Raw genomic sequence first — 22762 nt, forward strand, 5'->3', positions numbered from 1 at the left:
GATGGGGCTTCATCGGGGGCTCCGGAAATCTGCAAGGTTTCGAATTCCATGATACGAAACCCTGCAATTCACCGCCAGCGTTTCAGCATGATCTGCGCCGGAAATCAGCAGGTTGGGAGTTGTTCAGGGCGAACTAAGTCCGTCGCTCTTGGGAACGCGCGAATGCTTGGTGAGCTTGGAATCGACGCGCCTGCCGCGAGCCAAGTTGCTAACGCCCGTCGCGACGAAGGAGAAACGGTGATGTTCGTCATCATCGACGGCGCCGTGGCGGGCCTTGTCAGTGTCGCCGATCCGGTCAAGGAAACGACGCCCGCCGCATTGAAGGCGCTGCACGAACTGGGCTTCCGGATTGTCATGGCGACAGGTGACAACGAACGCACGGCGCGTGCCGTCGCGTCACGGCTTGGCATCGATGATGTCCGGGCCGATGTCTTGCCCGAAGACAAGGCCCGCATCATCCGCGAGCTTCAGGCCGAGGGTCGCAAGGTCGCGATGGCTGGCGACGGCGTGAATGACGCGCCTGCCCTGGCACAGGCGGACGTCGGGATCGCAATGGGAACCGGTGCAGATGTGGCCATTGAGAGCGCCGGCTTCACGCTGTTGAAGGGCGATTTGAATGGACTTGTCCGCGCGCGGCGTCTTTCGCTGGCGACGATGCGAAACATCCGGCAGAACCTCTTCTTCGCGATGATCTACAACACGGCCGGCGTTCCGATCGCTGCGGGAATCCTGTATCCATTCTTCGGGTTATTGATCTCTCCGATGTTTGCAGCCGCTGCGATGAGCCTTTCTTCTGTTTCGGTAATTGGAAATGCTCTCAGGTTGCGGACGGTCCGGTTATGACCTGTATCAAGCTCAGTGGTCCAATAATCCATCGCGCGGATACAGCACTCTCCTGCCGATTGACCAAGTGTTCTACAAAATCGTAGGCGACGCCGACAGGGACGGTCAAAAGTCGTCGTTCCGCAAGGTCCATCAACGATACCTGCCCTCGCGCTCCGTGATGGCCGCGATAGCCCACGCGCCAATCCCGATCACCGCACCCAGCCACTTCCATCCCTGGCTTCTCAGGTCCACAAGGCCATACCCGTAAGCCAATACGGCCAGCGCCATCACAAAGAAAAACGGTCCGGTCCAGAAGCAATGCCGCCGCTTGCACCGGTGCGCGTTCCAAAGACAAGCTGCTCCCATCCAGATCAGCGCTATGACCCAGACCCAGGTCTTGACCGGATGCGGGACGCCGATCGCCAGGAGCATCGCGGCGATTGGCAAGCCCCAGCCGATCAGCCCCCCGGGAAGCGTCGACAAGAAGTCCGATCTATCGCCTGATGCCATGGTCTCACCCCGCGCAGCAGCTGAGCTTTGCTACATCCTTGTCAAAGGTTTGTGCGGCCAGTTTCAGTCCTTCAACCGTGGTCAGATATGGGAAGATCGTTTCGCCGAGCGCCCCTGCGGTCATGCCGAACTTGAGGGTCATGGCAAGCGTCTGGATGGTGTCAGAGCCCTCGGGTGCTGCGATCTGACCGCCCAGCAGGCGGTCGGTCTTGGCGTCGGCCACCAGCTTGATCACGCCGCGGGTATCGCGTGCAGCGGCGGCGCGCGGGACGTTGTCGAGCGTGATCACGCTGGTCTTGACGTCGTACCCCGCCGTCTTGGCCTCGGCCTCCGAAAGGCCGACGCCGGCCACTTGCGGGTCGGTAAACACGACCCACGGCATCGCCGCGTTGTCATAGCGCATCTGCTCCAATCCAAGGGCATTATTGATCGCCACCCTGGCACCATAGGCCGCCATGTAGACGAACTGGTCACGGTCAGTGACATCGCCTGCGGCCCAGACGCCGGCACGCGTGGTCGCCATGTCCTGACCGACCTTGATAGAGCCGCGTGCGTCTGTCTCGATGCCAAACTCTTCCAATTCAAGGTTCTCGGAATTGGCGATCCGGCCGGTGGTCACAACCAGCCGTTCGGCGGTCAGATCCTCGGTCTTGCCACCCCGTTCGACAGTCAGACTGACGCCGCCCGCAGCTTTCGCGACCGAGACGTAAGCAAGACCGGTCTCAACCGCGATGCCCTCCGCCTTCAGAGCATCGGCCAGCGTCTCGGCCACCTCCGGCTCGGCACCGGGCAGAAGGCGCGAGCGGGTCACCAGCGTGACTTTTACCCCCAGCCTCGAGGCCATCTGCGCCAGTTCGCAGCCGATATAGCCGCCGCCCAGCACGATGATGCTGTCGGGCCGGTCGGGTAGAGTCAGCAGTCCCCAGGAATCCAACGCCTCCACGGCCTCGATCCCGTCAATTACAGGTATATGCGGGCGCGAGCCGGTGGCGATCAGGACGCGCGGCGCGGATATCACCCGGCCTCCGACGGCGACGCCACCCTCGACCAGTCGCGCCGGGCCTTCGTCGATATAGGTGACGTTCTCATAGGCGGGCAGCAGGTCGATATATTTCTTGTGCCGCATCTCCTCGACCAGATCGGCGGTGCCTTTCACCACGCCACCCCAGTCCACGGCATGGGCGCAAGGCGAGATGCCCGGAAACCGGGCAGCGGACGCGCCGTCATGGACCGCCTCGGCGGCGCGGATCATCGCCTTGGATGGCACGCAGCCGACATTCACACAGGTGCCGCCGATGGTGCCGTGCCCGATAAGCGCCACGCGCTTTCCGGCATCGGCTGCCGTGATCGAGGCAGAAAACCCAGCCGAGCCGGCACCAACGACAATGAGATCGTAGTTGTCATCGCGGGTTTCACTGGCAGTGCAGCAATCGTCTTTCGTTACAGTTTGGTCCATTGGTTCTTCCTTAGCTTGCGATCGGTATCGCGACACGGCCCCGATCAATAATTTTGAATCACAGCATCAAACCGATGTCGGAGGCATAGCTCGGATAGGCGAAGATCATCGCCTTGATCTGGTTGGCGGTCTGCCCGGCACCCATAGCCATGGCGAAGAGATTGATCTGTTCCCCGGAGCCCGGTCCGATCAGATGCGCGCCGAGGATCTGCCCGCTGCCCTGTTCGACAAGAACCTTGAATCCGGTATGTTTCGCGCCGACGCGCAGCGACGAATACCAGTCCCCGGTCTTTTCGAAATGGGTGTCGAACTTCAGCCCCTGTTCCCTGGCCGCCGCTTCCGACAAGCCCACGGTGGCCACCATCGGCAGGGTGAAGACTACCGACGGGATCGGCGGATAATCCACGGTACGCTCGTCCTCTCCAGCCAGCAGGTTCTTGCCTGCCACACGCCCTTCGAAGGCGGACACCGGTGTCAGCTTGGGCCCACTGTCAGTGCAGTCGCCCGCGGCGAAGATCGCCGGGTTGGTGGTGCGCATCGCGTCGCTCACATTGATGCCGCGGCGCGAGTATTCGACGCCTGCGGCTTCGAGGTTCAGCCCGTCGATATTCGGCACCCGGCCTGTGCCATGCACCACCAAGTCGCATGTCACGATTTCGGTGCCGCCGGGACGTTCCACGGTGACCACGAATTCATCGCCCTGTTTCTCGATCTTCGTGACCTTCGCCTTGGTGCGCAGGTCGATGCCAAGTTCCTCGGTGCCTTCGGCCAGCATTTCGACCAGGTCGGGGTCGAAGTTGCCAAGGGGGCGATCCGCCATCTCCAGCACGGTCACTTCGCTGGACCCGGCGCGCCTGACGATATGTGCGAATTCCATCGCGATGAAGCCACCGCCGACAAAGGCGATGCGTTCAGGCCGGTCGGGTAGTTCAAGAAACTCGGTGCTGGTGGTCAGATGCTCTTCGCCGGGAATGTTCAGCGTCATCGGCCGCGCGCCGGTGGCGATGTGGAAATGCTTCGCCGTCAGGGTTTCGCCGTTCAACTCGATCGTATCGGAGCCGGTGAACCGTACCTCTCCGTGCAGGACGTCAATCCCCGCCTTCTCCATTCCGCCTTCGATGCGCGGCGGCATATCGTCGGTGAAGCTGCGCTTGAAGGCGATCATGTCGGGCCAGTTGACCGAAGGTTGCGCCTCCAGCCCCTTGCCTTCCATGTTTTCGGCCCATTCGACACCCTCGGTGACCGCGACCAGCATTTTCTTGGGGTCGCAGCCGCGCAGGGCGCAGGTGCCGCCATGGGGTTCGCTGTCGATGCTGGCGACGCTCCAGCCTGCATCCGCGGCCATCCGGGCGACGCCATTTCCAGCGGTGCCGCCGCCGATCACGATGAGGTCATACGTCTTGGTCATACCTGTTCCTTTCCTTGTGCCAGTTTCTCTTGATCCGGCTCACTGCTGAACTGCCTGATTTTCTGAGCCAGAGCGCATATCCCGCCACCGCCAAAGCGGCGGCAACCGAGATCCGCAGAGCAAAGCGGAACTCCAGCCAGAACAGCAGAGCCGAAAGAACAACCGCCAAGCCGATGAGAAGGGCTTTCGGACTGTGCCCTGGTCTGCCGGCTTGCTGCCACAGGGCATATGCAACCGCACTCAGCGAGGCGAAGAGCATCGGGAAAAGCGCGTAGTCGAGCCCTCCGACAACGGCAGAAAGTCCGACCCCGGCGACGATCAGCACCAGGAACGGCGTGAAGCAACAGATCGCCGCAAATACGCTGCCGATGAGGCCGCGCCGCAAAAGGGTCGTGGGTTCATTGTTATTGTTCATGTCTGTCATGCTGTCTCCAGCTCCGGGTGCGGGTCGGTGAATGCGATCAGGAATCGCCGGACTCGACGATGTCCGCCGGATAGCCGGTGGCGCGGATTGCTTCGACGATCATGTCCTGATCGGCGGCCTCGTCATCAAAGGCGACGATGTAGGTGCCGGTGCCAAATTCCTCTCCCTCCGTGAAGTCGATGATCTCGACCGAGGGAACGCCCCGCATGGCCGCCGCCACCGTGTAGGAGCAGGTCGGGCATGTCAGTTCGCCGACCCCGATATTGATGCGCTGTTCGGCGGCGCTGGCGGGGAAAGTTGCGAGAGTTCCAACGACCGCAAGGGCAAGATGAAGTGACTTCATGGGTTCGGCCTTTCAGTAGGACAGAAGGTAAGGGGTGAGATAGGGAAAGATCATCGCTACGGCGACGATGGCGGTGGCAACCCAAAGAATGGATCGCATGAGTGTCCGGTTCATGGGACGCGCGCAGGTGCCATCCGCGCAGACTGCGGCCGGGATCGGACGGTAGGCCTTGTAAAATCCGTATCCGATGAAGGCGGCACTCAGCGCGAAAGTGATCCATTTGTACTGGTAGAGAACGCCCAGCTGCGCAATGAACACGCCGGTAACGCCGAAGCTGACCAGCACAAGCGGCAGGATGCAGCATGAGGTCAAGGCCAGCGCGCCAAGCGCGCCGAGCCAGGTTGTCGCCCATGCTTTTTTCTCAGCTGCCGGTGTTTCGCAGATTGCCGTCTCCCGGCCCGCGGATGTGGTTTCAGTCATGGTTCGAATCGTCCTTGCCTCAGTGATGATCTGAGCCTAGGCTCTGTAGTTGGTACAGGCTCAATGGGGTTTAGTGTGAAAAATCGTCACAGATCGGTGAAGGTCCTCAGGCGCGGCGATCTGGCCAAACTGACCGGATGCAACCTCGAGACCATCCGCTACTACGAGAACATCGGCGTCATGCCCGAGCCGCCGCGCACGTCGAAGAATTACCGGGCCTATGACGAGAGCCATGTCGGGCGCCTGCGCTTCATCATGCGGGCACGCGAGCTGGGGTTCACGCTGGACGAAGTCCGCGATCTGCTCGCATTGGTCGATGGCGGGGTCCAGACCTGCGGTGAGGTGCAGGGTCTTGCAAATTCGCATCTCGCCTCGGTCCGCGCCAAGATCGACGATCTCAAACGCATCGAACGCGTGCTGTCCTCCACCGTGGCGCAATGCACCGGTGACGATGTCCCTGAATGCCCTGTGATCGACGCGCTGACGGAGGTGACCTGAAGGACCATAGTTGAGGACGCCCACGCATGTCAGCCAAGCGGGCAATGGTGCCAGCGCCGTTGTTTGCGATCATTCGTTCGCCGCGGAGTCCTGCGTGTTCGCCGCATTTTCGGGGACCAGATAGCGCGGCACGATCCACAGATAGGCGACCATGCCGAAGAGCTCGAAGAGCGACTGGAAGACGATGACCACGGCCGCCACGTTCCACTCCGGTCCGAGCGCCAGCACCAGCGGAAGTACGACGAAGGAGTTGCGGGTTCCGAGCGAGAAGATGACCGTTCGTCGCACGCTAGTGGGCAATCCGGCCGCCCGCCCGGTCGCCGCACCCAGAAGTGCTGCGGCGACGAGGTAGGCGAAGTAGATGCCCGCCACCTGCGCCAGAACCGGTAGCGCATCCCGTACCACGTCGACTTGCGAGGCCGCGATCAGGAACACCACGACAGCCAGAAGCGGAACCGGCAGCCAGGCGAGGCGATTTACTATCGTGGCCCGCTCCGGGCGCGCCTCTGCCCAACGCTCCAGCAGGAAAGCCGCTGTGAGCGGCAGCAGGATAAGCGCCGCAAAGACGGCGGCAATGCGATCGGCGGCGAGAAGCTCAAGGAATGCGTTGCCCAGAAAGAGCCAGAGGAAGAGCGGCAGACAGGCGAACTGAACCGCGAGGAGGATCGGTGTCGCGGTCGCGGCACGCACCGCATCGCCGCGACCGAGATAGGTGAATGTGATGAACCAGTCGGTGCAGGGCACCAGCAGCACGACAAGCACCCCGAGCCGAAGCGCAGGATCGTCAGGCAGGAACGCGATCAGCCCCCAGACCAGCAGCGGCACCAGGACAAAGTTGCCGATCAGCATGGTGCCGATGAAACGCCGGTCGCGCGTCGCGCGCGGCAAGTGCGCGAGCGGCATCTGAGCGAAGGTAGTGAAAAGCATAAATCCCAGCACCGGCCACAGCAGCGCTTCTAACACCCCCGCGATACTGGGCGCGAGCGCGCCCAAGACCAGACCGGAGAGGATGGCAGCGAGATAGATCCAGGCTTGATGGCGTTCGAGATTTTGCAGCTTCATGTCCTGCCCCTGCTCTTTCCGTCGGCGATTTTCAAGAAGACATCACTGGACAGGCCATTGCGACAACGGCTCGTTCGTCGCTTGGAGCGTTGTATGCTCTGTCCGGTTTATACCCGTAGACCGGTCACGACCCAGCCGACAATGCTTTCATGGTAGTTGTAGACGCGGCGATAGCCGAATTGTCTCAGCCGATCAGCCGAACTCTTTGACCTCGAGCATCTGCAAAACGGTGTTCCTCACCGTTTCAGCCGTGCTGCGGATAGACGCAACATGGGCGCCGCACAGATCGCTTCGACAATCAGTTTGTGGCGCGCCACATTCGGAACCGTCCTTGCCCTGTTAGCTCGCGGACCAGATTCCGTGCTTCCATCCAGGCGAGGTTGCGCTGGACAGCGGCGCGGCTGGCTCCGGTCAGGGCCTCGGCCATGGGGGCAGAGACCAAGGGCCATTCGGTCAGCACTCCGCGCAGGGCTGGCGGCGTCTTGCCCGAGAGCGGGGTCATCTCGGCTTCTGCCCGCGCCGACCATGTCTCGATATCGTCGAGGTGCCGCATCGCGGTCAGGCAGGCCGTTTCCATTTTCTCGAGCCAGCGCGCCAAACGTTCAGCCGGTGGGCCGCCGGCGCGAAGCGCCCCCGCCCCACCCATGGCCAGGGGTGCGAATATCGCCCCCTCGCCCCAATGCGCGGCAATGCGCGACGCCGTGACCGCCGCTTCCATTCCGTCGCTCTGCTTTCCGAGGCCCGCGAGGCTCCAGAGGTGAAAACCGAAACACGCGCGGGTGATCGGGTGAAGATCGGAGGCTTGCGCCATCAGGTCCAGCCAACCGGTCGCGCGATCCGTCAAGGGCTCGGCATCGTCGCTCAGGTTTTCTGGGTCACGGCGGTCGAGGAAGGCGAACAGGTCGACCTCCGGTCCCGGCCCGCCAATCAGTCGGCGCACTGCCCAACTGATACGGGCGAGCGCCGCAGTGTCGTCCTGCACGCCGGGCAGGCGCATGGAGATCCAGAGCGCCAGCCGGTCCGGGCCAATCCGGTCACCCACAAACCAGCTGAGGTCTGCCGCCTCGATCAACGCAAGCCTGTGCCGCCAGCCTTCCGGGCCACGCTTCAGACGGTCCCCTAGCGCACCGATCCTTCCGGCGACACGGGCAAGGCGGGCAGCATGGCCCGCCTCGGCATCTCGCCAATCGTCGAGAACAGCGGTCTCGCGCACTTCGGCCCGTGGTCCGGGCGGCAGATAATCCGGCTCATCTTCCATCGGACCGGGCAGAAACCACAGATCGTCTTCCGAAACATCTTCATCCCCCTCGGTAGTGATGAGGGGGTCGTCGTAATCGTCATTAAAAATAGGCGCTTGCGGCTTCATGTGTGCAAAATACGAATATGATGCACATTACCCAAGCATTTTTTGGCCATCGCCCGTGCTCTATATATATAGTACGCGCGCGCGATTGTCGGCGGTACCTCTCAGATCGCGCTCAGCACAAGGAAACCAAGGGATTGTGCACCAGCACGACGAGATAACACACGCTTGCATCCATTTACAAACGGTCGTTTAGTAGCGACATATAAAACTGCAAAAGGCCTGTTTTGATGCCATTGATAGGCTATGCGCGCGTATCCACAGAGGATCAAACCCCCCTGCCCCAGTCGCAGGCCCTGAAATCTGCTGGTTGCGCCGAGATCCATGAAGAACAGGCCTCAGGCGGCAATCGTGCGCGGCCGGTGCTTGCGCGGGTGTTAGAACGCATCGGCAAGGGCGACACGCTGGTTGTCGTGCGGATCGACCGCCTCGCGCGTTCCCTGTCGCATCTGCTGGAAGTGATCGAGCGACTGGAGGCCAAGGGTGCGTTCTTTCGCTCGATCCAAGACCCGATCGACACCGGGTCCCCACAAGGCAAGTTCACGCTGCAGGTCTTGGGCGCTGCGGCCGAGTTCGAACGCGCCCTGATCCGGGAACGCACCAAGGCCGGCCTCGCCAGCGCGCGCACAAAGGGCCGTGTGGGCGGGAACCCAGGGCTGCGGGCCAAAGACCCTGCCGCTCTTCGCAAGGTGCGGCTGGCGCGACAGGACGGCTACATTGAGCGTCTGAACGAAACGGCACAAGATTGGGTGCCTCATGTGCGCCGATTGCGCCCCGACTTGGCCTGGGAAGACGTGGTGCGCATCATCAACGGCCCCCTGCCCGAGGCGCGTCGCTGGAACCAAAGCCGCCTTCTACGCGCCGTGAAGGCCTATGTCCGCGACGGCTTCCTGCCCGAGACAGTTTTGGCCCGCGCCGGCCGCCGCGAAACCGACGACCGCCTGCCCGCCATCGTCGCCGCCATCAAGGGCGCGGATCCCGGCATTACGCTCCAGGCGATCTGCACCCGGCTGGAAGCGATGCGCGAGCGCACGCCCCGCGGGCGGACAAGCTGGCAGCCTTCTTCGGTGAAGATGCTACTGGAGCGGGCTGAGAGGCTGGGGCTGCTCGATTGAGATTCCCGAGAATCGCCCATCCGATTCTGCCGACTGATTTCTGTACGCACTCACAATACATCTTGTGGTCACTTCGTAGTTGGCAACGAGGTGTTGAAGTAGAGTGAGAGCGCAGTCGCCCAAGACGCTGATTTTTAACAGTTTACCGTCGACAGAAATCGGTGCCTTCAACACCCACAGGCCGCTCAACGGTTTGGTCTGGATTTATCCACAATATCTGTTAAGCTTTGCAAAACAATAAAGACTTGAGGGCAGTGATGAACGGTATACGGGCCTCCCAGAGATTTGAAGTCATGTCCAAGCGGCTTGGTAATCGGTTGCGTGAACATGCGCAGGAAACCTTCCCACCGGACGCTCAGAAGGGCCTCCGACGCTTCGCCATGCGGGAAGCGGCTGAACTGCTTCGCATTAATCAGAATACCTTTCGCCATCATGTGTCAAACCTCGAAGGCTTTCCCGAAGGTGTCCTGGAGGGCGGCAACCGCCGTAGCTTCTCTGCAGAGGAGATGGTCGAGGCACAACGCGTACTTCTCGAGACTGGAAGGATCAAGCCAGAAGAACACCCGCACAGAAGACCGGGAGAGGCTTGTCAGGTCTTGACGATCTTCAACCTGAAGGGTGGCTCCGCCAAGACGTCATCTGTTGCCCATGTAGGGCAACTACTGGGTCTGCGCGGCTACCGGGTGTTACTGATCGACCTCGACAGCCAGGCAAGTCTGACAAACCTATTCGGGGTTACTCCCGAGCTGGATCCGGATATGCCGACGTCATACGATCTTATCCGATCCGACGATCCACTGCCCGCAACAGAGATCATTCGCAAAACAAACTTCCCGACCGTGGATCTGATCCCGGCATCCATGGACATCATGGAGTACGAGTTCGAGGTCGCCCTGAGCTTCAGACACGGCGCCACCACGTTCCATAGCCGCATCCGGGAAGCGCTTGAGCCCGTCCTCAACCGATATGATGTGGTGATATTTGACACCCCACCGCAGCTGAACTTCTCGGTGATCTCTGCCCTATTTGCATCGACCGGGGTCCTGATCCCGCTCAACGCGTCGATGCTCGATGTCATGTCGCTGGCGAGCTTTCTGGGCATGGCGAGCAACCTGATGGGCGTCGTCGAGACACACGCCCCGGAACATGGACTGAACTTCGTGCGAGTTCTGATCACCCGCTACGAAAATACGGATGGTCCGCAGGTGCAGATTTCATCTCTGCTTCGGACAGTCCTCGGGGATGCCGTGCTGTCTGCCGAGTTCCTGAAATCAACCGCCGTGGGTGATGCTGCGAACACCCAGCAGAGCATCTTCGAGGTCGAACCTCGCGACGTGAACCGCAGAACTTACGAGCGCGCGATCGAGTCCGTCTCGCGCGTGACCGACGAGGTCGAACGCGAAATCCTGAAAGCATGGGGGCGTAGCCATGGCGCGTAAGGTCTTCGGGGACTCACTCAAGAACGCGATGGGCAAAACGCCGCCTTCAGACGACGATCTGGATGTGAAACGGACGAGCCCGACTGTAGCTCGCGCTCAAGCATCTGTGCTCGAAGAGGATAAACACGCCACGCGGCTAATCGACCCGACCGCCATACGGATGTCCGCGGTCATGGACCGCATCGATCCAAGCGATGGTCTGGATGAGCTTGTCTCGTCGATCCGCGAGCACGGTCAAAAGGTTCCAGTGCTGGTTCGCCGAACCGAGGACGGTGCGCTTGAGATCGTCTATGGACGCCGTCGGCTTCTCGCTTGTCGCCAACTTGGTCAGAAAGTGCGCGCGACGGTCATGGAGATGACCGACGAGGAAGCTCTCATTGCCCAAGGCGTAGAGAATAATGCACGCCAAGATCCATCATTCATCGAAAGGGCTCTGTTTGTCGCCGGGATCATTCGAGAACTTGGGAAAACCGACGAAACGCGCAAGAACGCTCAAACGATCGCGTATCGGGCACTTCAGATCGATGAATCGCTCGTCTCGCGGATGAACCGTATCGCTACGGGCATCCCGATGGAACTGATCCAGGCTATCGGACCTGCACACGGCGTTGGTCGACGGGTTTGGGAAAAGCTTTTCAGGCTGTGCGAGAAAGACGTCGCGAGAGCTCGAGAAGTTGCCGGCAAAATCCCTCGCAACATACCGGCCCCCGACCGTCTCGAAGCGGCGGTTACCTTGCTGACAGCCACCAAACCATCGACGCAGAAGACACACCCCAGTGAGCGCGTGAAGATCGGCCGAAAGGGCAACCGTATCACCATCGATGTGGACGCTGATCTTGTCCCTCGTGTTGAGGAGGCAGTCCGGAAGCTGGTCACGGAGCTTCTTGACCGCGGTCAAGACGGGCCAGAGTGACGACCCCCGTGTCTTGACCGCGGTCAAGACATCAAAAGCAACGAGCAGAAAACGAAAGGAGGACCGGCTAGAAAAAGAAAGACCCCCCGAAAGCGATGCTTCCGAAGGGCCTCAATCAGTCTCGACACCTGATTGATACCCCCAAAACGAATCGATTTCAACACCGCTCGCGGTGAACGGGGAAGCTTTTTCTTCCGAAACACCATGAGACATGCAAATGAAACAACAACCGCCCTGGCGGAACGGATATCCCTGCCCTGCCCTAACCCCTATGAGCTTCTGGGCCCAGTTCGCGTACTGAGGAAGGAGCTCGGTCTCACAACCAATGACCTCGCCGTTCTGACCGCGCTCATTAGCTTCCTACCCCGCAAAGAACGTGAGATTCAGGACAGCCAGCGACTTACGCTCACTGTCGTGTTCCCATCGAACGCTTCTCTGTCAGAGCGCGCCAATGGACTCGATGAGAGAACAATTCGACGCAGCCTGGGACGCCTCTCAGCTGCTGAACTGATCGAACGCAAGAATTCAGCAAATGGCAAACGCTTTCCGCTGCGGTATGGAGGCGTTATCAGAGATGCCTTCGGTATCGACCTGAAGCCCTTGATCGAGAGGTACGGCTCGCTCGCGACACAAGCCTTGCAGCTCACCGAAGAACGCGAGCGCTTGCGCTCACTGAAGGCTGAGGCGTTAGCCCTACGTGCTTCGCTACTCCAACAGACACTCTTCGATGAAGCAAAGCTCTCTACCCTCAACATGATCAGAAATGTCCTGCGTCGAGCAACATTAACCGTTGATGCAGTCCTGAGCGTTATCTCAGAACTTAGAGCCCTCGGAGCCGATACCGACGCAAGCTACGGTGAACACCATGCCGCAGCAAAAACTGGTACCGCAGATAATTTACTAAATATCGAACACCGACCTCATACACCAGATTCCAACGATCTGCCCGCCACAAACGGTCAAAATGTCCGGCACATAGAGTCTATAAAAATAGATATTAAAAAGAATGTTACCACTACAGTCAATCGCGGTGAACAAACCGCACAAACCAAACCCACGATGAACCGAGACCCAGCACGCATGGCATGGGAAGACTTCACCCACGTTGTGGGATTTTTCCCAGAACCGCCGCGCACAGGAGAAGCACTTACCCGCATTCTATACGACCTGGGTCGATTGCTTAGAATAAGCAAAGACGAACTGCGGCATGGCATCCAGAAAGCAGGCGCAGGGAAACTGCTTCTCATCTTTGACTACCTGATAGCAAGAGCAGACACGATCAAACACCCTGACGCCTATTTTGAAAGGGTCCTACGCACACAACTTGCTCCCACATGAACTTCTTGACCGCGGTCAAGAATCACCGGGAGAGGGAAAGGAGTGTAGGTTTGATGGTGACCGAAAGTGAGATCGGAAGAGTGACTTCCGACGCCCGTCGTGGAGAATATCTGATGACCAAAGCTGTCCAGATAATCACCCTGTCCCGTTCCCTGGATATCCCTTTCGACAAACTGATGTTGAGGCACTCCAACGCGCGGCGCATCAAGGCCGGCGTGTCCGTCGAGGACCTGGCCGAAGACATCGCTCACCGCGGCCTCATGCAGAGCCTGAGCGAGCGGCCCGTGTTGGCTGACGATGGTACCGAGACTGGCAAGTTCGAGATCCCAACCGGGGACCGCCGGTTCCTAGCGTTGTCCCTGCTGGTGAAGGAGAAGCGTTTGGCAAAGACCACGCCAATTCCCTGCATTGTGCGGGATGCAGCGTCCGACATCCTGGCCGAGGACGATTCCCTTGCGGAAAACATGCAGCGCGTCGCTCTGCACCCGTTCTACCAGTTCCGCGCGTTTGTGTCCCTGCCTGACAAGGGTCAGACCGATGCTGCATGACCTCTTCCAAGGCGATGGCGACAGTTCGCTCGAGAACCCTGCCTTGCTCGATCGGCTGGTGACGGAGAAACTCCAGGCTGAGACGGTTGCGGTTGAGGGCTGGAAGTGGATCGAGGTCGCACTCGACCTGCCTCACGGCTACAGCCACGGCCTGCAGTCCTTGTCCTGCGATCCGGCACCTATGACGGATGAAGAAGAAGCGGTTCATACCAAACGGCTCTCCGAGTATCAGGCGCTGGAAGAAGAACACGCGGGACAGGATGACCCCCCCCCCCGAGATCGATACTCAGCTTGGCGGGTTGGAAGCAGAGATCCAAAAGATCGAGATCCGGCCTTTAGCCTTCAATCCGACAGACATCGGGCGGGCAGGGGCCTTCGTCATGTTTGACCGCTACGGCGCGTTGGCAGTCTCTCGCGGCTACGACCACCTGACCTCGGACGAGTCCATTGAAGACGGCAACACCGCCTATGAGTACACTACACTGGACCGTGCGGCGGTTCGGATGACACATGGAAAGGCTCAACCCATCTCTTGCAGAATATTCAGAATGTATGTATATTCTGCACAAATGGAGACCCTGATCATGCATGAGCTTCCCGAGTTCAAGGCGGCCGACCTGACGCGGCACACAAGTGACCTGTTCGACGCGGCCATTCGGTCGCCGATTGCGATCACCAAACATCGCAAGCCGAAATTCGTGCTGATGAGCATGGACCAGTACCAGCACCTCACCCGGGGGGCCACGCAACAGGCTCATATGGTTGACGAGATGCCCGAGGATCTCAAGGCGCTGATGATAGAAGGGCTCGAGCGGGACTTGACGCAGGCTGATGACTAAGCCGAGTGCTGGAGAGGTTTTCCGCTATCCGTTCCTGTGGAAACGCGAGCAGATGGCGGGCGAGACCGAGGGCCGCAAGACACGGCCTGTCTGTATCGCCGTCACTGTCGCCAAGTCCGATAGCGAGACCGTGGTGTTCATACTGCCGATCACGACGCAACCGCCCTTGCCCTCGCGCAAGTGCATTGAGGTGCCACAGATCGAGTCGCAGCGTGTGGGGTTGGAGACCCATGTCCGCAAATGGGTCATGCTGGACGAGATCAACACCGATATTCTGGAGCGGTCCTATGTCTGGGAGGACCGCACGCCCATCGGCACGTTCAGTTCCGTCTTCACATCCAAAATCCAGTCCAGCCTGATCGCGCTTGCCAGGTCGGGCGGGGCATCGATTGTTGATCGGCTGAAGTAGTCTCAATCACCGCAGGGGCTACCCAGCTTCATTTGTTCCCATCGATCCATTTTGACATCAGCCCCTTGTCGCGGAAACACTCATCCGGGACGGCGCGGCGTTTGATCCGGGCGAGACGCTCGGCGAAGGCGACCTGCTTCGATGTCGGGCGGCTGTCCTGCGCGCCCGGGTTCAACTTGGCTTGTGCGTCGATCCAGACGGTCAGGGACCGCCGATCTTGCTGAACCTCCCACGGCAAAAGCGTCTGGTTGCGCAAGGCCAGCGCGCGCGCATAGGCGATCTGCTTGGGCGTCGCGGGCAGGGCGTAAGCGGTGCTTTCCATCGGGGATCTCCCTTCTTAGCGTGGTCCTCAAAATAGAACATAACAGGAACAAAATCAAGCCACCTGCGGAAATCATGGGGTTTGAGAGGAAGAGGAGGGCCGGGGGGAGGTCAGGCCTGAGGATGCCCGAAAGAGGGTGTCCGGGCCTGATCCTGTTCCTCATTGGGGTCTGATGCCGGAAAGTGCAGGATCCTGCGTTCTCATGAGCTTCGCATTTAACAATCTCCGGCATCAGATCCCTAAAGAGTGAAAGTGTCCTTCGGGTTTTGTGACTAACGGATGAGGGCCTTTGGGGTCCCTCAGATGGGTCCGGGCCGGGTTCCGGTCTGCCGTTCCTGATGAAGGGCATTCCCATGCAAACAGGTGTCTTGCGCGTGTTGCGCGCGACCGCTGCCTCGTGGTGGCGACACAAGGAACTACGCCGAACCGGCCAGACGGGGCAGGCACAACGGCTCGAGCGCGAGACCGTCCTGCGTGATCTCGGCTATCTGAAGCAGGCGGCGTTATTGCCAAACGCGCACGTGATCTGCGGAGAGGGCGGGACATTCATCCATCTCGGTTGGACCACCGTGTCGACCTTCGCGCCGATCGAGCGCTTTCCCTTGGCCACTCTTGCGGTCGCACGGGGGACCCCCTTCATCGATATCCGACCCGTCACCAATGTCATCGCCTTCGCGAACCTACCGCGGGTGGCGCAGGACGGATCGGACGACTCTGAACCCTGGGGCCCTGGCAGGTCCGTCTCGCTGACCGACTACATCGACATGGTCGAAGGGCTCGGCGCGAGGATCGTCAACGATCCGCGGCCCCGTCAGTCAATCTGATCATCATTCCCTCACACCAACATTCGAAAGGAGGCCAGCCATGGCCCGATCCCGCACGCCCAAATTCGATGCCTCCGAGGTCATCACAAACGAAATCATCCGTATCATTGAGCGCGGCGTGTTGCCGTGGCGCAAGCCCTGGACCGCAGGCGGCAGCTCTCGTCCCCTGCGCGTGGGCGGTGAACCCTACCAGGGAGTGAACAACTTCCTGCTGACGATGCGGACCGTGATGGCGGGCCACAGCTCTCCCTTCTGGATGACGTTGCCGCAGGCCAATGCCTTAGACGCAAAGGTCCGCAAGGGCGAGAAATCCTCTGTCGTCGTCTATTACGGTCAAAGCCGGAAAGACGCGGGCGGCGATGAGCATGACCGCAGCGACGGGGATGATCACTCCGAGGAAGCCCGTATATTCCGCTTTCAGAAATCCTATCGCGTCTTCAACGCCTGCCAGATCGAGGGCTTGCCCGACAGTTTCTACCCTGACCCGGAGCCCGTGCCCGAGCATCCGCCGTCCGAGCCCATCCCGCACATGCAGGCGTTTTTCGATGCCATCGACATCACGACCGTCTTCACGGGCACGGAAGCGTACTATTTGCCGCCCGTGGACAAGGTCTACATGCCGTCCATCACGCGGTTCCAGGACCCGCGCAATTTCTACGGGGTCTGGGCGCATGAGCTGGCCCATGCCACGAAAGCCCCCCATCGGCTGAACCGCGATTTCGGGTTCTCGAAGTTTGGCAACACGTCTTATGCGCGCGAGGAGATCGTCGCGGAACTGACCTCGGTGTTCCTAGGTCAGACGCTCGGCTTCACGGCCCATACGCTCGAGATGAATGCCGCATATCTCCACAACTGGTTGCGGGTCCTTCGGGCGGACAAGGGCGCGATCTTCAAGCACGCCGCGGATGCGCAGCGCGCCTGCGACTATCTGATCGCCAGATCGGAGACGGGCAGGGCAGGGCGCAGTGCCGAGGCCGCCTGACCACACGGAGAACGGAGACTCGAATGTCACGCAAGGAACCCAAGACGCTGCGGGTGGCCGGGCTCCGCCCGTTCTTGCCTCAAACTGTCCCCCGGACAGTTTGCCGCTTCGCGGACCGGCGCGAACTCAACGACGGCCGCCGCAAGATCATCACCTTCAAGCGCGGTGCCTATTGGTGGAGCCCGTCCGAGGGCGCTTATCCGCTCTCGGCGGCACTTGAGAGCATCAAGGAACAAGGCGGCTGGATCGAAACCATCCCCAACCCGAATTACAGACCCAAAGGGCTGTTCGGGTAGGCCGCCTTCGGCCTCGATTCATCCGCCAAGCGGAAAAGCGAAAGCAGGCTTTGAGAAGGGTGTTTCAACTTCTCAAAGGAGATCCCCATGTCCATGACCGTTCAACCCCTGCCAGACCGTCCGGATCCGAGTGTGATCGCGGCGCAGAACGACGCGTTTCGCAAGCTCGCGTGCCTTGGAGTGCCGCCCGCGCAGCCCATCCAGGGCCGGATGCATGTCACCCGCTCGCTTATGGAGGCCGGCGATGGCTTCATGGCCGAGGCGGTCAAGGCGACTGGTGCGTTCGATACATTCGAGCCTGAGAATGATCCCGAGGGATGGCACGATTTCGGGGCGGTCGAGATCTGTGGCGAGACCGTGTTCTGGAAAATCGATCTCTATGAAGCAGACTCGGATTTCCGCTACGGGGCTGAGACCCCTGACAATCCCGCCACCACCATGCGCGTGCTGACCATCATGCTGGCGCGCGACTGGTAGAAGGGCAGGGGACTCCCCTCCTGACACACCAGGCGATGAAGGCCCACTGACCCCTCAAAGGGAAAGTGGGCCTTTTGTCGTGGTGATCCCTGAAGCCGGGGATTGGCCGCGCATCTGAATGCGCGGGCCACACCTCACCCACCGAGAAGGATATCCCATGACCACAAGCTTTAACCCTCTCACCGTCGCCATCGGCGATCTTGTCGCCCACCCCGCCAATGTGCGCAGCAACTCCCCGGAAACCTATGACCCCGAGAACATCGCCCATCTGAAGGCCAGTATCGCTATTCTGGGCCTCCTCCAGCCGCTTCTCGTCCAGAAGCTTGACGGCAAATATGCTGTCCTCGCCGGTGGCCGGCGCCATGCAGCCCTGAAGGAACTGGTCGCGGACAAGGCCGAAAAGGGGTTCACCGCGAAAACCAAGGTGGACTGCCGCCTTGTCCCTGAGGAGTGCGACGTCACCACGGCGCTGTCGCTCGCCGAGAACATCACCCAGGCGCCGATGAATGCCATCGACGAGTTCGAGGCTTTCGCGCGGATGATGGAGGTCGACGGCCAGACGCCCGAGACGATCGCAAAGACCTTCGGCACGACCGTCGCCGCCGTGAAAGGCCGGTTGCGCTATGGCCTGATCCACCCCGACATCCGCGCCGCGGCCCGGGGCAAGGTGATCACGCTCGACACGATGAAGGCCTTCGCCGAGCACCCGAGCCAGGAGGCGCAGCGCGAGGTCTTCGAGGCGCTCACGAAGGACGGCGGCTATCTGCAGGCCTATACCGTCCGTCAGGCCCTCAAATCCCGCGGCGTGCAGGTCAGCGATGATATCGGGGCTTTCGTGCGCGAAGACTACGAGGCGCGGGGCGGTGCCGTCGCGGCTGACCTTCTGGAAGAGCATTCCGTGCTGGAGGATGCAGCGCTGGTCGAAACCATCCTGCTCGAGAAGCTCGGTGCCGCCGCCGAAGAGGCTCGCATAAAGCTGGGCTTTGCTTGGGCCGATGCGATGGTGCGCTATGATTACGCGACCATGGCCGACTACGGCCGCGTTTATCCCGGCCCGATCGAGCCGGATGAGACCACCCAAAAGCGCATCGATGAGATCACCGGCGAGCTTGAGAAATTGCAGCTCGAGATGGAGGATGAGGGGCTCGAGGACGGTGCCTACAACGCGCTTTACGACCGCGTGGACGCCTTGGAAGAGGAAGCCCGCGATCTGCAGGAGGCCTACAGCGCCGAGGACCTCGCGCGGTCCGGGGTGATTGCGTCGTGGCAGGGTGGGCAGGTCACGCTCCATGTGGGTCTCGTCCGCCCGGAAGACACCGTCAAAGAGGAGGGCGCGCGCGGCTCCTCGGCTAGCCCGACCGGGGAGGAGGCCCCGGACCCGGGCGAAATCACTTATCCAGCCTCGCTGGCCGAGGACCTCAAGACCGAGCGGGCCATGGCATTGGGGGCCGCGATGGCGCTGCATCCGGAGGCCACGCTCGATCTGACGCTTTTCAAGCTGGTGAGCGACGTTCTGGGCACCGGCATGAGCGTTACGCAGGCGATCAAGGTCGACGCCCGCAAGGAATACCGCAGCCATGCCAAGATGGACGAGATCGACGAGACCTCGCTCGAGCAGGTGGCGGCGGCGCATGATGCGCTTGATCTGTCCTGGCTCGATGACACCCGCGCGCCCGCCGATCAGTTCGCGGCGTTTCGCGCGCTGGAGGCAGGGGAGAAGGCCAAGCTCGTCGCCTTTGCAACCGCCAGCACCACGCAGTCCTGCTTCGCGCGGGACCGCCAGCGCGACAACCTGATGCATGCGTTCGAGATCGAGATCATGCCCGACATCCGCGCCCACTGGACGCCGAATGCTGCACTCTTCAACCGCTTCAAGAAAGCCTGGCTCCTGAAGATCCTCGGCGAGGATCTGGGTCTGACCCAGGAGGCGGTGACGCTGGCCTCGTCGAGCAAGAAGGAGATCGTCGCCTTCTGCGACAAGCTCTTCGCCGAACCCTTCGCCACCCTCACCGACGCGCAGCGCGCTGCCGTGGCCGCCTGGTGCCCGCCGATGATGCAGACCAACGGTGTCGCCTTTGATGAGGCGGAGCCCATCGCGGAATCTCCGGAGCCTGGCAGCGAGGTCGCGCAAGCGGCCTGAGTCCTCACGCGACCCGCGCGAGGCATTCCCCGCGCGGGTCGACCCTCCCACACCCAACCGAAAGACATCCTCATGGCTATTCTCAAGTTCTCTGCGTCCGCAGTTGCGGCGCAGATCGCCCATGCGCGCGCCTGCAAAACCTTCCTGCCCAACTGGAACGGGCCCGTGGACAGGCCCGCCCTGATCCTGATCGTCGGCAATGGTGTGCATCTGCGCTCAAACGGCATCGATGGCACGACCACCCGAATCGTCACCACCGAACAGGCCGATCCCTCTTTCGCCTTCGCCGACGGCATGAACCCGTTTCGGGATACCGACTGGATGGCGCAGCGCCGCATGGCGTTTCGCGATCTGACCGGCCAGTTCTACACCGACATCCTGGATGACGTGCAGGTTCTCATCGACCGGGGGCGGGGGGCCATCCGGCTGGCCACCGATGGCCACAGCATCCGCGTCTTCGTGCGCCGGGCCTCGGATTATCTCATCGGCGGGACCTACGAGGTGCCCTCGGGCCTCGGCGGCACCTTCCGGGTCGTCCTGAAGGATGCCTGCGACACCTTTGCGATCGTGCAGAACTGCGGCAATTCGGCGTTTTGGGAATACGAAGAGGATGAAGCAGCACCAATGTCCCGAGAGCGCGCAGCGCGGCAGGGTATTGGTGCTTCGACTTATTCCCATAAACGCTGCGAGGATTTCGATGCCATGCAGCCCTACCGCGTGCCGCTCGATGCGCTGATGGAAATCGATGACCGGAGGGCGGCGTGATGGGTTGGCTCTTCTACACCGACGGCCGCGTCCAGACCTACGCGGATGAGAAAGCGGAGATTGCTCGGCTGTGCACCTTCGAGGGCGAAAGGCGCAAGACGGAACTGGTCAAAGCCTGCAAGGTGGGTTCGACTTGGTACGCGGCGGCAAAGGTCACAAATATCGACGGCACCCCTGTCGAAGACACGACCTATGTCACCGATGCGGATGGCTCCATCACTTTCGCCGCCGTATTCCTTACCCGATATGATGACGGCTGCTGGGGCTACAAGGACATGGAGGAAAGCGCGGGACCGGTCGAATCCCGCGCGCCACTGAGCCTATTGGCCCTGCTGTCCGAGCTGAAAGACCTAGACAGCTATGCTCATGCCTGGCGCCAGCGCTGCCAGGACTGGGCTGCGATCCCGGACTACGAGGAAGGCGACAAGATCAAGCTCGCAGCACCTGTGACGCTCACTGATGGCAGTACCTGCCAGATTGTCACCGCGACCCACTACAGGCGCGGGCGGCAAAAGCGCCGCTGCTACCGCATCGAGGAAACTGGTGGGCTCGTACGCCTGTCGAAGGCCTCGCTTGCGGGCTCGGAGTTGCTCAGCTCCGCGAAAGGTGCGGCTAGCCCGGTGCTGGCGGAGTTCCTGGCGGGGCGATAATAGGTGCTGCGCCGGACGGTTTATCGGCCTGCCCGGCGACAGCAGATGCTGCGGCTTGTCTTGACAAGGCAATGCAAGTGCATTACCTATCGCGGGCAGCAAAGACCCTTTTCTTCAGGAGACTGCCATGACAGCCCTCGCACAAGATGTCTCGAAACTCACGGATCGGTATCAAACGACCGTGCCGGCGGGTGTGCGCAAACAGCTCAAGCTGGGCAAGGGCGACCAGATTCGTTACTGCACCGAGCCGAGTGGCAGGGTCTATATCGAGCCCGTGCGCAGCGACGAGGAAGATCCCGTGCTCGGAGCCTTTCTCGATTTTGTCGAGGCCGATATCAAGGCGCATCCGGACCGCATTCGGGCGTTCGATGGGGCTTTGCATGACCGTCTTGCAGCACTGGTCGGAGACGTTGACGTCGATCTCGATGCGCCGCTATCGCTCGAGGATGAATGAGCGGCGATAGCGTGCCCGCCCAAGCGCCCCTTGTCGTAAACGGATGGTCGATTTATGCGCATCCGCTCTTTCTGGATCAGCTCGAAGGGCTGACCCTGGAGGTCGAGGCGCGTAAGGCACGCGATCCTAAGACCTGGCGCAAGAAAAACCCGACGAAACGGCTGGCCGCCATCTTCAAGCTGGTCACCGAGGCCATACCGGCAGATCCGGGTGCCGCCGCCTTCCGGCAAGGCGGCACACTCGGCGATCACCGCAAGCACTGGTTCCGGGCGAAATTCTTCCAGCAGTATCGGCTGTTCTATCGGTTCAACAGCGATGCGAAGGTCATCGTGGTGGCCTGGGTGAACGACGACAAGACCCTGCGCGTCTACGGCAGCAAGACGGATGCCTATGCGACGTTCAAAGGGATGTTGGAAGATGGCAATCCACCTGACAATTTCGACGCGCTCTTGAAAGAAGCGGCGGCGGCGGGCAAGCGGTTCGAAACTTCCCTTGAAGCGGTGCCCGATCGGTAAGTGGGCCAGCTTGCTGTGACCCTTTGGCATTATCGTTTACGACGCCCCGCTGGAAGATGTAGCATCGGCTGATAATGCGGTCGGAGAAAGCACAATGATTGAGGCGGAAAAGGATAGGCAGCACCTCGGGCTAGAGGAGCAATGCGCGCCTGACCTGTCGGGGCACCGTTTCCCAATTGCTGTGCACGTTGCAGACATGCCCGATGACCTCGGCAAGCTGCTGGATATCGGGCTCGAGGAGCATTTCCGTGGCGGCTGATGTCAATTCGTATGACGCGTGGTTTCGCGCGAAGGTGCAGGCCGCGCTGGAGGAGGAATGCAAGGGAACATCTCAAGTTCAGGTGATGCAGGCCGCACAGGCATTGATTGATGCGAAACGGGAGGTCGAACCCAAGTCCTGACCAAGCCTTGGAGGTCAGCGCGGTCT

27 protein-coding genes and 1 pseudogene are annotated in these 22762 nt (G+C 60.9%); 19 read left to right on the top strand and 9 right to left on the bottom strand.

The genetic code is table 11. The features are described 5' to 3' along the window. Positions 1 to 843, top strand: an 843-nt coding sequence (locus DDE13_RS15405) for an HAD-IC family P-type ATPase (protein WP_235868725.1), incomplete at its 5' end; no start/stop codon positions are given. Positions 844 to 975: 132 nt separating this feature from the next. On the opposite strand, the gene DDE13_RS15410 is transcribed toward DDE13_RS15405, so the two are convergent. The 6 genes from DDE13_RS15410 to DDE13_RS15435 are packed head-to-tail and all read right to left on the bottom strand — an operon-like array spanning position 976 to position 5386. Next, positions 976 to 1335: a hypothetical protein gene (locus DDE13_RS15410; RefSeq protein ID WP_027263671.1), complete on the bottom strand. Its 360-nt coding sequence runs from the start codon at positions 1333 to 1335 to the stop codon at positions 976 to 978. A gap of 4 nt (positions 1336 to 1339) precedes the next feature. Further along, positions 1340 to 2791: a mercury(II) reductase gene (gene merA, locus DDE13_RS15415; RefSeq protein WP_111405180.1), complete on the bottom strand. Its 1452-nt coding sequence runs from the start codon at positions 2789 to 2791 to the stop codon at positions 1340 to 1342. A 58-nt stretch (positions 2792 to 2849) separates the two neighbouring features. Beyond that, positions 2850 to 4199 carry a dihydrolipoyl dehydrogenase family protein gene (locus DDE13_RS15420; protein WP_111405181.1) on the bottom strand — a complete coding sequence of 450 codons (1350 nt, stop codon included), beginning with the start codon at positions 4197 to 4199 and terminating at the stop codon, positions 2850 to 2852. Next, positions 4183 to 4623, bottom strand: coding sequence for a mercury resistance system transport protein MerF (gene merF, locus DDE13_RS15425; protein ID WP_111405182.1), 441 nt, complete (start codon positions 4621 to 4623; stop codon positions 4183 to 4185). The genes DDE13_RS15420 and merF overlap by 17 nt, the downstream gene beginning before the upstream one ends. Positions 4624 to 4660: 37 nt before the next feature. Then, positions 4661 to 4966, bottom strand: coding sequence for a periplasmic mercury ion-binding protein (locus tag DDE13_RS15430; protein ID WP_111405183.1), 306 nt, complete (start codon positions 4964 to 4966; stop codon positions 4661 to 4663). Between the two features lie 12 nt (positions 4967 to 4978). After that, positions 4979 to 5386 carry a mercuric transporter MerT family protein gene (locus DDE13_RS15435; protein ID WP_111405184.1) on the bottom strand — a complete coding sequence of 136 codons (408 nt, stop codon included), beginning with the start codon at positions 5384 to 5386 and terminating at the stop codon, positions 4979 to 4981. A gap of 96 nt (positions 5387 to 5482) precedes the next feature. Here DDE13_RS15435 and DDE13_RS15440 point away from each other — a divergent pair, with 96 nt between their 5' ends. Beyond that, entirely contained in the window at positions 5483 to 5884 is a 402-nt protein-coding gene (locus DDE13_RS15440; RefSeq protein WP_064260196.1) for a MerR family transcriptional regulator, read from the top strand. A gap of 69 nt (positions 5885 to 5953) precedes the next feature. On the opposite strand, the gene DDE13_RS15445 is transcribed toward DDE13_RS15440, so the two are convergent. After that, complete coding sequence (locus DDE13_RS15445; protein ID WP_111405185.1) at positions 5954 to 6946, bottom strand: arsenic resistance protein; 993 nt, start codon at positions 6944 to 6946, stop codon at positions 5954 to 5956. Positions 6947 to 7244: 298 nt separating this feature from the next. Next, positions 7245 to 8159 carry a hypothetical protein gene (locus tag DDE13_RS15450; RefSeq protein ID WP_394340304.1) on the bottom strand — a complete coding sequence of 305 codons (915 nt, stop codon included), beginning with the start codon at positions 8157 to 8159 and terminating at the stop codon, positions 7245 to 7247. Positions 8160 to 8539: 380 nt separating this feature from the next. Here DDE13_RS15450 and DDE13_RS15455 point away from each other — a divergent pair, with 380 nt between their 5' ends. The 6 genes and pseudogenes from DDE13_RS15455 (at position 8540) to DDE13_RS15485 (ending at position 14910) form a co-directional block, all read left to right on the top strand. Then, positions 8540 to 9424 carry a recombinase family protein gene (locus DDE13_RS15455; protein WP_111405187.1) on the top strand — a complete coding sequence of 295 codons (885 nt, stop codon included), beginning with the start codon at positions 8540 to 8542 and terminating at the stop codon, positions 9422 to 9424. Positions 9425 to 9717: 293 nt separating this feature from the next. After that, the gene (gene repA / locus DDE13_RS15460) at positions 9718 to 10863 is read left to right on the top strand and encodes a plasmid partitioning protein RepA (RefSeq protein WP_162631045.1); all 1146 of its coding nucleotides are present in this window, start codon (positions 9718 to 9720) and stop codon (positions 10861 to 10863) included. After that, positions 10853 to 11776, top strand: coding sequence for a ParB/RepB/Spo0J family partition protein (locus DDE13_RS15465; protein WP_111405189.1), 924 nt, complete (start codon positions 10853 to 10855; stop codon positions 11774 to 11776). The genes repA and DDE13_RS15465 overlap by 11 nt, the downstream gene beginning before the upstream one ends. Before the next feature lie 204 nt (positions 11777 to 11980). After that, complete coding sequence (locus DDE13_RS15470) at positions 11981 to 13114, top strand: helix-turn-helix domain-containing protein (protein ID WP_111405190.1); 1134 nt, start codon at positions 11981 to 11983, stop codon at positions 13112 to 13114. 113 nt (positions 13115 to 13227) lie between these two features. Further along, positions 13228 to 14501, top strand: a pseudogene (locus DDE13_RS15475) (type II toxin-antitoxin system Phd/YefM family antitoxin). Further along, on the top strand, positions 14494 to 14910 hold the full coding sequence (locus tag DDE13_RS15485) for a hypothetical protein (protein ID WP_231582180.1): 417 nt from the start codon (positions 14494 to 14496) through the stop codon (positions 14908 to 14910). The pseudogene DDE13_RS15475 and the gene DDE13_RS15485 overlap by 8 nt, the downstream one beginning before the upstream one ends. Before the next feature lie 28 nt (positions 14911 to 14938). Here the strand turns inward: DDE13_RS15485 and DDE13_RS15490 are convergent, their stop codons facing one another. Further along, positions 14939 to 15232: a hypothetical protein gene (locus tag DDE13_RS15490; RefSeq protein ID WP_111405191.1), complete on the bottom strand. Its 294-nt coding sequence runs from the start codon at positions 15230 to 15232 to the stop codon at positions 14939 to 14941. A gap of 353 nt (positions 15233 to 15585) precedes the next feature. Between DDE13_RS15490 and DDE13_RS15495 the strand changes: the two genes are divergently transcribed. The 11 genes from DDE13_RS15495 (at position 15586) to DDE13_RS15540 (ending at position 22736) form a co-directional block, all read left to right on the top strand. After that, positions 15586 to 16056 (top strand): hypothetical protein, encoded by a 471-nt coding sequence (locus tag DDE13_RS15495; protein WP_235868726.1) that lies wholly within the window; start codon positions 15586 to 15588, stop codon positions 16054 to 16056. 40 nt (positions 16057 to 16096) lie between these two features. Continuing rightward, a complete protein-coding gene (locus DDE13_RS15500) occupies positions 16097 to 17038 on the top strand; it encodes an ArdC family protein (RefSeq protein ID WP_111405193.1) in 942 nt (313 codons plus the stop codon). Between the two features lie 23 nt (positions 17039 to 17061). After that, complete coding sequence (locus DDE13_RS15505; protein ID WP_111405194.1) at positions 17062 to 17334, top strand: DUF6330 family protein; 273 nt, start codon at positions 17062 to 17064, stop codon at positions 17332 to 17334. 87 nt (positions 17335 to 17421) lie between these two features. Then, on the top strand, positions 17422 to 17811 hold the full coding sequence (locus DDE13_RS15510) for a DUF3768 domain-containing protein (RefSeq protein WP_111405195.1): 390 nt from the start codon (positions 17422 to 17424) through the stop codon (positions 17809 to 17811). Positions 17812 to 17968: 157 nt separating this feature from the next. Beyond that, a complete protein-coding gene (locus tag DDE13_RS15515; protein ID WP_111405196.1) occupies positions 17969 to 19951 on the top strand; it encodes a ParB/RepB/Spo0J family partition protein in 1983 nt (660 codons plus the stop codon). 72 nt (positions 19952 to 20023) lie between these two features. Beyond that, positions 20024 to 20716 carry a regulator gene (locus DDE13_RS15520; protein WP_111405197.1) on the top strand — a complete coding sequence of 231 codons (693 nt, stop codon included), beginning with the start codon at positions 20024 to 20026 and terminating at the stop codon, positions 20714 to 20716. Next, positions 20716 to 21366 carry a DUF6927 domain-containing protein gene (locus tag DDE13_RS15525; protein WP_111405198.1) on the top strand — a complete coding sequence of 217 codons (651 nt, stop codon included), beginning with the start codon at positions 20716 to 20718 and terminating at the stop codon, positions 21364 to 21366. The genes DDE13_RS15520 and DDE13_RS15525 overlap by 1 nt, the downstream gene beginning before the upstream one ends. A gap of 127 nt (positions 21367 to 21493) precedes the next feature. Continuing rightward, complete coding sequence (locus tag DDE13_RS15530; protein ID WP_005668772.1) at positions 21494 to 21820, top strand: type II toxin-antitoxin system PrlF family antitoxin; 327 nt, start codon at positions 21494 to 21496, stop codon at positions 21818 to 21820. Then, positions 21817 to 22335: a type II toxin-antitoxin system YhaV family toxin gene (locus DDE13_RS15535; RefSeq protein WP_111405199.1), complete on the top strand. Its 519-nt coding sequence runs from the start codon at positions 21817 to 21819 to the stop codon at positions 22333 to 22335. Before DDE13_RS15530 ends, DDE13_RS15535 begins: the two co-directional genes overlap by 4 nt. A gap of 94 nt (positions 22336 to 22429) precedes the next feature. Beyond that, complete coding sequence (locus DDE13_RS23240; RefSeq protein WP_222626118.1) at positions 22430 to 22594, top strand: hypothetical protein; 165 nt, start codon at positions 22430 to 22432, stop codon at positions 22592 to 22594. Beyond that, positions 22584 to 22736, top strand: a complete 153-nt coding sequence (locus DDE13_RS15540) for an antitoxin PaaA2 family protein (protein ID WP_111405200.1) — start codon at positions 22584 to 22586, stop codon at positions 22734 to 22736. Before DDE13_RS23240 ends, DDE13_RS15540 begins: the two co-directional genes overlap by 11 nt. Positions 22737 to 22762: the final 26 nt, after the last annotated feature.

It is taken from the genome of Meridianimarinicoccus zhengii (assembly GCF_003254465.1).
GTDB lineage: Bacteria > Pseudomonadota > Alphaproteobacteria > Rhodobacterales > Rhodobacteraceae > Meridianimarinicoccus > Meridianimarinicoccus zhengii.

Coding starts and splice junctions, on each gene's coding strand:
- DDE13_RS15410 (WP_027263671.1), bottom strand. CDS start 1,335: ATGGCATCAGGCGATAGATCGGACTTCTTGTCGACGCTTCCCGGGGGG.
- merA (WP_111405180.1), bottom strand. CDS start 2,791: ATGGACCAAACTGTAACGAAAGACGATTGCTGCACTGCCAGTGAAACC.
- DDE13_RS15420 (WP_111405181.1), bottom strand. CDS start 4,199: ATGACCAAGACGTATGACCTCATCGTGATCGGCGGCGGCACCGCTGGA.
- merF (WP_111405182.1), bottom strand. CDS start 4,623: ATGACAGACATGAACAATAACAATGAACCCACGACCCTTTTGCGGCGC.
- DDE13_RS15430 (WP_111405183.1), bottom strand. CDS start 4,966: ATGAAGTCACTTCATCTTGCCCTTGCGGTCGTTGGAACTCTCGCAACT.
- DDE13_RS15435 (WP_111405184.1), bottom strand. CDS start 5,386: ATGACTGAAACCACATCCGCGGGCCGGGAGACGGCAATCTGCGAAACA.
- DDE13_RS15445 (WP_111405185.1), bottom strand. CDS start 6,946: ATGAAGCTGCAAAATCTCGAACGCCATCAAGCCTGGATCTATCTCGCT.
- DDE13_RS15455 (WP_111405187.1), top strand. CDS start 8,540: ATGCCATTGATAGGCTATGCGCGCGTATCCACAGAGGATCAAACCCCC.
- repA (WP_162631045.1), top strand. CDS start 9,718: ATGTCCAAGCGGCTTGGTAATCGGTTGCGTGAACATGCGCAGGAAACC.
- DDE13_RS15465 (WP_111405189.1), top strand. CDS start 10,853: ATGGCGCGTAAGGTCTTCGGGGACTCACTCAAGAACGCGATGGGCAAA.
- DDE13_RS15470 (WP_111405190.1), top strand. CDS start 11,981: ATGAGACATGCAAATGAAACAACAACCGCCCTGGCGGAACGGATATCC.
- DDE13_RS15485 (WP_231582180.1), top strand. CDS start 14,494: ATGACTAAGCCGAGTGCTGGAGAGGTTTTCCGCTATCCGTTCCTGTGG.
- DDE13_RS15490 (WP_111405191.1), bottom strand. CDS start 15,232: ATGGAAAGCACCGCTTACGCCCTGCCCGCGACGCCCAAGCAGATCGCC.
- DDE13_RS15495 (WP_235868726.1), top strand. CDS start 15,586: ATGCAAACAGGTGTCTTGCGCGTGTTGCGCGCGACCGCTGCCTCGTGG.
- DDE13_RS15500 (WP_111405193.1), top strand. CDS start 16,097: ATGGCCCGATCCCGCACGCCCAAATTCGATGCCTCCGAGGTCATCACA.
- DDE13_RS15505 (WP_111405194.1), top strand. CDS start 17,062: ATGTCACGCAAGGAACCCAAGACGCTGCGGGTGGCCGGGCTCCGCCCG.
- DDE13_RS15510 (WP_111405195.1), top strand. CDS start 17,422: ATGTCCATGACCGTTCAACCCCTGCCAGACCGTCCGGATCCGAGTGTG.
- DDE13_RS15515 (WP_111405196.1), top strand. CDS start 17,969: ATGACCACAAGCTTTAACCCTCTCACCGTCGCCATCGGCGATCTTGTC.
- DDE13_RS15520 (WP_111405197.1), top strand. CDS start 20,024: ATGGCTATTCTCAAGTTCTCTGCGTCCGCAGTTGCGGCGCAGATCGCC.
- DDE13_RS15525 (WP_111405198.1), top strand. CDS start 20,716: ATGGGTTGGCTCTTCTACACCGACGGCCGCGTCCAGACCTACGCGGAT.
- DDE13_RS15530 (WP_005668772.1), top strand. CDS start 21,494: ATGACAGCCCTCGCACAAGATGTCTCGAAACTCACGGATCGGTATCAA.
- DDE13_RS15535 (WP_111405199.1), top strand. CDS start 21,817: ATGAGCGGCGATAGCGTGCCCGCCCAAGCGCCCCTTGTCGTAAACGGA.
- DDE13_RS23240 (WP_222626118.1), top strand. CDS start 22,430: ATGATTGAGGCGGAAAAGGATAGGCAGCACCTCGGGCTAGAGGAGCAA.